Origin of the sequence: Armatimonas sp. (genome assembly GCF_043760365.1) — a bacterium.
In the GTDB taxonomy this organism is placed as follows: domain Bacteria; phylum Armatimonadota; class Armatimonadia; order Armatimonadales; family Armatimonadaceae; genus Armatimonas.
In genome coordinates this window covers 1-9047 of the sequence record NZ_JAYUPA010000832.1, presented here as the reverse complement: position 1 = coordinate 9047, position 9047 = coordinate 1, and the positions used below count along the sequence as shown (strand labels likewise).

10 protein-coding genes are annotated in these 9047 nt (G+C 59.4%); 5 read left to right on the top strand and 5 right to left on the bottom strand.

Annotated features, from left to right (window positions below; translation table 11 throughout):
• The 4 genes from ACH2EH_RS20520 to ACH2EH_RS20505 form a co-directional block, all read left to right on the top strand.
• On the top strand, positions 1-2013 hold a 2013-nt coding region (locus tag ACH2EH_RS20520), incomplete at its 5' end, for an extracellular solute-binding protein (protein ID WP_395144631.1).
• A 115-nt stretch (positions 2014-2128) separates the two neighbouring features.
• The gene (locus ACH2EH_RS20515; protein ID WP_395144629.1) at positions 2129-2308 is read left to right on the top strand and encodes a hypothetical protein; all 180 of its coding nucleotides are present in this window, start codon (positions 2129-2131) and stop codon (positions 2306-2308) included.
• Positions 2309-2462: 154 nt separating this feature from the next.
• Complete coding sequence (locus ACH2EH_RS20510) at positions 2463-2666, top strand: hypothetical protein (RefSeq protein ID WP_395144627.1); 204 nt, start codon at positions 2463-2465, stop codon at positions 2664-2666.
• Entirely contained in the window at positions 2635-3123 is a 489-nt protein-coding gene (locus ACH2EH_RS20505) for a hypothetical protein (protein WP_395144625.1), read from the top strand. The genes ACH2EH_RS20510 and ACH2EH_RS20505 overlap by 32 nt, the downstream gene beginning before the upstream one ends.
• Before the next feature lie 12 nt (positions 3124-3135).
• On the opposite strand, the gene ACH2EH_RS20500 is transcribed toward ACH2EH_RS20505, so the two are convergent.
• Genes ACH2EH_RS20500 through ACH2EH_RS20490 form a run of 3 tightly spaced genes read right to left on the bottom strand, consistent with a single transcriptional unit; the run spans position 3136 to position 5700 of the window.
• Positions 3136-4446 carry a DHHA2 domain-containing protein gene (locus tag ACH2EH_RS20500; protein WP_395144624.1) on the bottom strand — a complete coding sequence of 437 codons (1311 nt, stop codon included), beginning with the start codon at positions 4444-4446 and terminating at the stop codon, positions 3136-3138.
• A 9-nt stretch (positions 4447-4455) separates the two neighbouring features.
• Positions 4456-5436, bottom strand: coding sequence for a DUF1385 domain-containing protein (locus ACH2EH_RS20495; protein ID WP_395144622.1), 981 nt, complete (start codon positions 5434-5436; stop codon positions 4456-4458).
• A 9-nt stretch (positions 5437-5445) separates the two neighbouring features.
• Positions 5446-5700, bottom strand: coding sequence for a type B 50S ribosomal protein L31 (locus ACH2EH_RS20490; RefSeq protein WP_309697463.1), 255 nt, complete (start codon positions 5698-5700; stop codon positions 5446-5448).
• Positions 5701-5865: 165 nt separating this feature from the next.
• On the opposite strand from ACH2EH_RS20490, the gene ACH2EH_RS20485 reads away from it, so the two are divergent.
• On the top strand, positions 5866-6387 hold the full coding sequence (locus ACH2EH_RS20485) for a hypothetical protein (RefSeq protein ID WP_395144621.1): 522 nt from the start codon (positions 5866-5868) through the stop codon (positions 6385-6387).
• A 14-nt stretch (positions 6388-6401) separates the two neighbouring features.
• Here the strand turns inward: ACH2EH_RS20485 and ACH2EH_RS20480 are convergent, their stop codons facing one another.
• Both ACH2EH_RS20480 and ACH2EH_RS20475 read right to left on the bottom strand, forming a co-directional pair.
• On the bottom strand, positions 6402-7805 hold the full coding sequence (locus ACH2EH_RS20480; RefSeq protein ID WP_395144619.1) for a hypothetical protein: 1404 nt from the start codon (positions 7803-7805) through the stop codon (positions 6402-6404).
• Positions 7787-9031, bottom strand: a complete 1245-nt coding sequence (locus ACH2EH_RS20475; protein ID WP_395144618.1) for a tetratricopeptide repeat protein — start codon at positions 9029-9031, stop codon at positions 7787-7789. The genes ACH2EH_RS20480 and ACH2EH_RS20475 overlap by 19 nt, the downstream gene beginning before the upstream one ends.
• Positions 9032-9047 lie beyond the last annotated feature (16 nt).

The window sequence follows — 9047 nt, the reverse complement described above, 5'->3', positions numbered from 1 at the left end:
CAGCCGCTGGATGGCTTGTTAAAAAAATACCCTGACACGCTGACGCGCGTGCATCCGAATCTGAAGAAAGAGCTGAGCGTTGACGGGCACGTGTACTCCGTGCCGTACGCCCAGTTTGTGCAGGCACTCTACTACCGAAAAGATCTCTTCCGCGAGGCTGGGCTCGATCCGAATCGTGCGCCGCAGACTTGGGATGAGTTCTACAGCTACTGCCAGAAGCTCTACGATGAGAAAAAAGGGCAGTGGGGCTTTACGTTTCCTCCCTCAGACGGGAGCTGGTACTGGATTAACTTTCTCTACGCGGCGGGCGGCGATGTCACGCGACAAAACGAGAAAGGGCAATACGTGGCCGACTTCAACTCCGAGGCGGGAGAGAAGGCGCTGGCGTTCTATCGGAAACTGATGACGACAAAAGGTGTGAGCACTAAGTCCACAACACGCTCGCAGGACATCTCGACAGGGAAGCTTGCCATGTGGTTTAGCTACCAGAGCGATGACCTGACCAACATGAACTCCTTTGATCTGAACCCCTCGCTGATCGGGATCGCCCCGCTGCCCAAAGGCCCGACGGGGCTACGAGGCAACGAGCTCAATGCCTCAATGTGGGGGATAAATGCTTCCGTCAAAGACGAAAAGAAGCTTCAAGCCTGCTACGATTTTGTGAACTTTATGGCCAGCGAAGAGGCCAGTAAGATTCGTGTGCAGGCCTATGTGGAGAACGGGCTAGGGCAATTGGTCAACCCGAAAGAGCTGAAAAAATGGGGTTATGAGGAGTTCATCACGGCATCGGCGCGTCCGTGGCTGGAGTCGCAGGAGGCGCTCTTTGCCTCGGGTAAGCCAGAGCCCGCCGGGCCGAACATGGCGTTTATCTACAAGCTTCTGGACGAGCCACTGGATCAGGCGACACTCTACCCCGATCGCTCGATCAAGCAGATTCTGAGTGCGGCGGAGCAAAAAGTCAACTCGAAGCTCCTGAACTACGCCGACCCCGCCACCGTGGCGCAGCGCCGGACGGTTGCGAGTGGGATCGCGGGCGTGATCCTGGCGCTCCTCACAGTGCTGCTGGGGCGCGTCTTAATGCAGACGTGGCGTGGCCGAAAGCTAGCCACAGCGAGTGCGGCGGGGAGCAAGCTGCCGCTACGCACGCACCTCGCAGCCTGGGCGTTCATGCTTCCCGCCGTCTTCTCGGTGGCACTCTGGGCCTATTTCCCCTTGCTCAAGGGCATGGTCATGGCCTTTCAGGACTACCGCATTCTGGGCGACTCGAAGTGGATCGGGCTGGATAACTTTATCGAGGCGGCGACTCAGGAGACTTTTTGGAAGGGTTTTTACAACGCCTTCGCCTTCACCGGCTGGCTGCTGGGCTTGGGGTTTATGCTCCCGATTATTCTGGCGCTGATGCTCAATGAGATTCCCAAGGGGAAAGTTATCTACCGGGTACTCTACTACCTGCCTGCCGTCACCACCAGCGTGATTGTCGCGATGCTCTGGAAGCAGTTCTTCGACGCCAGCCCGCAGGGTTTCGCCAACGCCCTGCTCTCCGTGTTTCATATCGAGCCGCAGAAGTGGCTGCAAGACCCGGCGCAGGCCAAGTTCGCGGTTGTCTTGCCGCTGATCTGGGCGGGAGCGGGGCCGGGGAGCATTATCTATCTGGCGGCACTGCAAGGCATCCCCGATGAGATGTACGAGGCGGCGGACCTCGACGGCGCGGGCGTGCTCACCAAGATCTGGCGCATCACGCTGCCTACGCTCTCCCCGCTGATTATCATCAATCTCGTGGGCGCGACCATCGGGGCTTTCAAGATCATGGAACCCGTGCTCGTCCAGACCGCAGGCGGTCCGGACTACGCCACGCACACCATCGGGCTGGAGATCTGGTACAACGCCTTCATGTTCCTCAAGTTCGGCTACGCCACCGCCGCCGCCTGGATGATGGGCCTCGTGCTCGTCAGCCTGACCATCTACCAGCTCCGGGTTCTGCAAAACGTGAAGTACAGCACGGCAGGAAAATAAGTTTCGTTGCGATGAGTGCGGAGAGAAATGAGTTTTGTGAATTTCTTGTGGACTTTTCGATTAGATGCCGAGCTTGAGTCTGTTCGTGTCGAATTGGTTAGAGCATCCCTTAAGAATGGTGAATGGGAGCGGATTCCTGAATCACTCAGGAGGGCTGCTTCGCAAGGCACGAACCACGATTCACACCCAAGTCGCGGCGCAGTACGGTAAGGACTCCAACGAGCTGGCGGCGGTCGGGCTGAAGAAGACCAGCGAGTACAAGCCGCGCACTCGGAAAGCGGACACCGCCGGTTAGAGCGGCGGTGCTGAAGAGCCTTCGGCTGCAAAGGGCGTGCCGCCCATAAGAATCCGGAGTTCGGTATGGCCCGAAGCGGCCTTTGTAGCGCGAAGCGCTCTCCCGTCCTGCCGCTCCAACCGGCGGGACTCGGCGCGTGGGATACAATCAGCGTATGGAAACCAACTCACAGGAGCAGGTGCTGGCGTGGCTTGCGGCGCACCCGTATGGCGATCAGGACGAAAATGGGGTGGATTTATCTCTGCTCAAGGAGAACCTGAAGCTGACACCGCGTGAGCGACTAGCAAAACTCCAGCACGTTTTGATGACAATCCCAAGAGGGGCACATGTTACCCACAGACCTGGAAGCAATTCTTAGAGTCCTCCACGATGCCAGTGTGCGTTTTGTCGTCATTGGTGGAATCGCCATGCGCCTGCACGGCTGTGCGCATATCACCCAAGATGTGGATGTGAGCTATGCGCGGGATCGTGAGAACCTGAAGGCGCTTGCGCAGGTACTTGCGAGTCACCATGCCCGGCTTCGTGGCATTCCCGATGATCTTCCGTTTATCCTGGACGAGTTCACCTTTCGCAATGTCCAAAACCTAACACTTCAGACCGATTTGGGTGAGGTTGATCTCCTCGCGGTGCCCGATGGAGCGGACTCGTTTGAGGGGCTGTGGGAGCGCTCCTTGGAAATGAGCCTCGGCGAGTTCACTGTCCAAGTGGCCTCGATTGACGATCTCATCGCCATGAAACGCGCCGCCAACCGCCCCAAAGACCAGGCGCACCTCTACGAGCTGTTGGCGCTCAAGAAGCTCCTAGAAGAAGGTTAGCAACGCAAGAGGCTACTGCTCGATGCTGGCCTGAAGCGTGGGAACGAGCTGTTTCTTGCGCGAGACGACGTGGCCTAGATCGAACTCGGTGGCGTTGACGCGGGCGAAGGGGAGCACGTCCACCATCGTGCGCTCGCCGACAACCAGCAAGCGGCTCACGCCATCAATCACATCGGTCACCATCAGGCAGACAAGCGCGTGGCCCTCACGGACGCGGCGGATGGTCATGGCATCCAGCAGCTCCTCTTGTCGCTCCGGGAGCTCGCGCAGACTACTCACCTCGACCTGGCCGATACTGACAAGCTGCTGGGCCATCACGTAGGTCTTGCGGTCCGAGTCCACGATGTCTTCGGCGGTGCGCGACGAGAGCCCGGGCGCGGCGCTGAGCAGCTCCTCGCCGTAGAGCGCCACATCCACGCGGGCAACACCACCCAGCCAGCTTGCCATGGCCTCATCGCGTGGGGTGCTGGTGGGGGATCGGAAGACCAGGGTGTCGGAGAGAATCCCCGAGAGCAGCATTCCGGCGAGTGCGCGCGGCGGGGTGATCCGACGGGCGCGACACTGCTCGGCGACCAGAGTGGACGTGCTGCCCACGGGATCAACCATAAAGGGAATCGGGGCAGGAGTGGGCGGGTTCCCGAGCCGGTGGTGGTCCAAAACCCCAACAATCTCCGCTTCATCGGCACCGGGCACGGCTTGGCCCAGCTCGTTGTGGTCCACTAAGATCAGTCGGGCGCGCGGTGGGTGGAGGAGTGCTTTTTGTGCCGCCAGCCCCACATAGCGCCCCTGATCGTCTTGGACAATAAAGCGGCTTGATTCTGCACGCAGGAGGGTTCCCTTGTGATCTGAGAGGCGATCACGTAGGCGTACCATCGGCACGATCTCTGCCAGTGTTCCGCAGGTGCGCGACTCTAGATTACCCACGGCAAGTGCCCTCGCGAGCGCTAGGGGCGAGACCAGTCCGCAGGGGCGACCATTAGGCAGGGTGATCGGAACCGCACTCTGGCCCGCCGCAAGCTGGGCGAGCGCCTCCGTGAGAGGCGCGTCGGCGGCGACGGTGGGAGTGCGCTCTAAAATATGTCCAAAAGTGGGGGAGGCTTCCGAGAGCAGGGTAGGGACGTCTTGCCCATAGCGGCGGAGCGCATAGCGTGCCTGCTCCGAAGGCTGCCCGGCGCGCGCCGCCTGGAACTTCTCCGTTGTGTCTTGTGAGAGAAGCCACGCGTAGCCCAGTGCAGACGCAATGGCATCGGTGTCGGGGCGCTGGTGACCGATGACGTAGGTAATCTCCGGAGACCAGTCCATGCGTTCAGAGAGGGCAGGCATGGCCCTATGCTACCCTATCTGCGTTTCCGAAGCGTTTCCGCTTACGGCAGATTCTGCGGCCATTGCGGCGTTTAGCGAGGCAATAGAGACTTCTATCTGGCTGTCATCGGGCTCGCGCGTGGTGAGAAGCTGTGTCCACATCCCCGGGCGAGAGAAAGCGGCCATGATCGGGTTGCTGCGAAATTTTCCTGCGATGCGCAGCAGCTCAAACGCGACACCTGCGACGGGAAAGACCATCGCAAGCTGAATCAGAATGCGCTGCCAGAGCGGGCGGTCGTAGAAAAACGCGACAGCGAGCACCGAGAGAAAGATCACGATCACCAGAAACGAGGTTCCACAGCGCGGGTGCAGGCGGCTTGCCTCACGCACATTGGCGACCGTCAGCTCTTTTCCCGCCTCCAGCGCATTGATGGCTTTATGCTCGGCACCGTGGTACTGAAACACCCGGTAGACATGGTGCATCCGTGCGATCAGCAAGATATAGATGGTGAAGATCGAAAAGCGTACCACAAAATCCACCATCCCGAGCTGATAGCCATGCAGAGACGTGGTTTTCTTGAGTGCTTCGATCCCAAATTGGGGAAGGATCTTAAAGAGAAAGACAGCAAAGACGAGCCCTGTGATCATCGCACCGCCAATAAGCGTGTCGCTGACGCCACCGGGTTGCTTCACCGCAACGACACCCTCGGTGGGGGCAATTTGGCTATCGGGAACGACTTCATCCAGGGAGGATACAGGGATGCGGGTGTCTTCTTCGGCGATCTTGGCCGCCCAGAAGAGAGACTTCGTGCCCAGCGTCATCGCATCCACAAGAGAGAAGCCGCCGCGAAGAAACGGGAGCTTTTGCCAGGCGGGGCGCAAAATCTTCGGAACAGGCTCACACGTGAGCGCGATCTCGCCACTGGCGCGGCGAGCGGCGACGGCAAAGTGATGGGGGCCGCGCATCATCACGCCCTCGATGACCGCCTGACCCCCATACAAATCTGCCATAGTTCGTCGTTACTTCTTCAGGAACTTGGCGAACTTAGACTGGAACTTCTCAACGCGACCTTCGCTGTCCAGAATCTTCTGTTTTCCAGTAAAGAAGGGGTGAGTGTCCGAGGTAATTTCGGCGACATACAGAGGATAATCTTTTCCATCGGTCCAGGTTGTGGTTCGCTCGGTCTTGAGGGTCGAGCCCGCGAGGAAAGAAAATTCGCTGGAAGCATCTTTAAAAACGACGAGTCGGTAGTCCGGGTGGATTCCTTCACGCATGACAGTAGTGTCCTTTCAAGGCAAAACCCGACGATATCCGACCGCCGGGTGCAAGGGGCATTATATCGGCATTTCCAGGGGGCTGCAAATTCTAGGGACACTTGCCGATGTATAATCAGAGACAGAAGGCTCAACTCCAGAGCGCTTTATGAAGGAAGTAATTGTATGGAAAAACGACTAGTTGTGTTGGCACTTTTGCTGGGAACTCTCGTGAGTGGAGCAGTCGCTCAAGGAAATCAGGCTCCGGGTTTTCGTGTCTGGGTCGGGCCAAGCTTGGGCAACCGCGACTATGAGCTAGGGAAGCAGGCATTTTCGGCACTGGGCGTGGCCAAAGATATCAGCCGGGATGGATCCCTGCAGGTATTCCTGGATGCTTTCCATATTGTTGAGCGTCCTGTGGAAGTGTTGCCGCGTGTTATTAATGAGGATGTTGTCGGTCTCGGGCTGGCACGGGTTTTTCACCTGACGGATAAGGCCGGTGTTGGCTCTTTCTACGGTTTTGGTTTGGGGCTCTACCGTGATCAACGCACGGATAGCTTTCCACAGACACCAAAAACGACCCGTAACACCGTCGGGATGAAGCTTCTGGCAGGGACTAGTATTGATGGCCCGTTCTTTGTTCAGGCACAGCTCACCTATCTCAGTGGACGAAACGATTTCCAGCTCGGAGTGGGGCGTAAGTTCTAAGTGGGGCGTAAGTTCTAGCTCGCTTCCAGACGCTCTTTGGCGCGGCGCACCCAGATGGATTCCACGGGTTGCGCCGCCGCCCTGTCCCAGGCGAAGTGCGCTGCTGCACTTTCCCCTAGCTGTGCGTAGCCATCCCCGAGCAGGGTCCAGTTTTCGGGCTGGTTCACAGGATGGGGCTCCAGCCGGAGCACTTGTTTCCACTTTACAATTCCTGCTACCCAATCCTCACGTAGGTAGGAAAGTTTTGCTTCCATCCGATAGAAAGCCGCTTGGATCTCTCGGGGGAGACTCTCAGTGAACTGACTAGTAAGCTCCGCCTGCTCTTTCTCGGCTTCGGAAGTCTGGCCGCACTGCCACAGAACGGGGCTACGCTGAAGGCGGAGCTGGTAGACCAGGGGGGCGCAAGTTGTGTGCTGAAGCAGGCTCTCTAGCGCACTTAATGCCTCAGGGTAGTGGCCTTCTTCCCGTGCCAGAGCAAAGATCAGTAGCTCACGGTCTCCCCGGCGCTTTGAGGAACGGGTTGCCATGTCGAGTGCCTCGTGGGCTTTGCCTAGCTCGCCGCGTGTCAGAGCGATAGTGGCTCTGAGTAGGCTAATCTCGCGGATGGTGGTGGGGAAGCGCACAAGCACTTCTTGCGCCAAGTCATCGGCATCCGTGAGGCGTCCCAGCAAGAGAAGGCGGCGGGCTGTGTCGAGCGCTAGGTGGGTCGCGTACTCCCAGCTTGCTCCCGTGCGGGCGATGTAGGTCGCCGCTTTGAGGTGCTCCAGGCCCTCGTCGTGCCTGCCCTCAAGCGAGACGCACAGCGATTTCAGCCGTAAGCAGTCCGTTTGTTGGCTTCGGGTTGCCTGCGGATGGACGATGGTCTTTGTTACCCAGAGCAGAGCATCTTCGTAGCGGCCAATGTTGTACGCGGCAAAGGCGGCCAGGTGTTGGAAGCGCACGACCTGGTGTGGGTGGCTCGTGCTTCCTACGGCGATTCCTTCCAGCGCGAGCTTGTAGACAGCCTCAAAGTCGTTGCTGGCCTGACTGCACAGAACCTGAACGAGAAGTCGAATCGGCTCGTCGAGTGACTTCGCTGCCTGAAGTGCCGCAGCGCGCTCCGTAGCGGCTTTGCGCACATGGCCACGCGCGTCGTAGAGGTTGCCCCGTAGCAGATGGAGATCCACTGCCTGCGCCGGAGTGGCCGTGCTCAGAGCGGCGCTAAGCAGCTTCTCAGATGCACTGAGCCTCTCCAGATCCAGGTCGAGGGAGGCAAGGAGCAGGAGCGCACTATGAAACTCGTCGCTGGGCTTGATATCGGCATCAGTATTGGGGGCAGACAGGTGCGGCTCCAGAAGCACGAGCGCTTCCTCTAGCTTTCCTGCATGACTGAGACGTGCCGCAGCGGCGTAGGCGGCTGTTAGAGTATGATTTTCCATTGCTTAAGAACCGCTTCGTGGTAAGTGCGGAATGCGGGGGCGAGGGGCTGCTGGAGCAGGCGCTCCTGGACGGCGAGGGCCGCCTTCTGTGCGCCCTGATGCCAGTGTGCCTGAGCACACGCTTCGAGCTGCTGAGTATCATCAGCAGGATCAGGAGGCACTTCGGGGATTCCCAGCAGAGAGAGCGCCCAGGCCCGGCGCGCCCGGTAAAGCGCAGAGGGTTCCTGGATTGTCTCCAGTGCTGCGAGTGCACGGGCTCCCTCACCTGCCTCCAGCTCGATTGCCGCCTGCAGTAGCGTGGTCTGTGTTCCCAGGGGAGCGCGTTCGATGTCGCGCCGCGCAACGACAAAGTCATGTTGCAGACGAGCAAGGGTGATTTTTAGCCCAATATCCTCGTCTGTCAGGAGCATCGCCGACTCCTCAAGATGGTTGTTGAGCAGTAGTGCATTAGCCAAGTAGCGGCGTGAACGTGGCTCGTCCGCGAGATTTTTCAGCGCGCGCGCACGTTCTAGCATCTGGTGCCAGTCGTGCTGGGCCTCGGCGGCGTGGTAGCCCACACGGTGCGCCTCCCATTGCAGCGTGACAGGAAGCTGGGGGCGAGCCAGCGCCTTACCCACATAGCGCAGAGCATCCTGGGGATAGCCTGCGTGTTGTGCGGTAAAAGCGGTGTAGCAGAGCAGTGTCTCCACGGAGACACGCTCCGGGTAGCTCGTGAGAAGCTCTTCTTGGAGGGCAAGCGCTTCGCGGTACTGGCCGTGACGAACCAGGCGCTCCTGACGTGCAAAGAGCCGGTAGGCGGTGTCGGGAATCTGCTCGACGAGGCTGTCGGCCTGTGCGCGGGCGGCGGTCGCCGCCTCGCTCTGACCTTGCGCATCAAGGCTGCGTGCCAGATGCCGGAGAACATCGTGTTTCCCCGAAAGCCCCAGCTCAGAGCCGGACTCCAGTAGCTCGTGACAGACCTGCTCCGCCAGCTGCCACTGCCCGAGTGCCACATAGAGTCCACAGAGCCGGTAGCGTGCCTCGGCAACAAAGGCAGCCTCAGCGATGGTGGCACTTTTCAAAGCCTGCTCCAGCGAGCTTGCGGCGGCGCGAAACTTTCCCTGTGCCTGGAGCGCATCGGCTTCCTCCAGCACCACCTGCCGATTGCGACGCATCCGACCCGCGAGTGCTAGCCCAATCCCGCCGCCCAACATTCCCAGAGCAACCGGGAGCAATAGCTCAAACACAGCGCTAGTATACCTC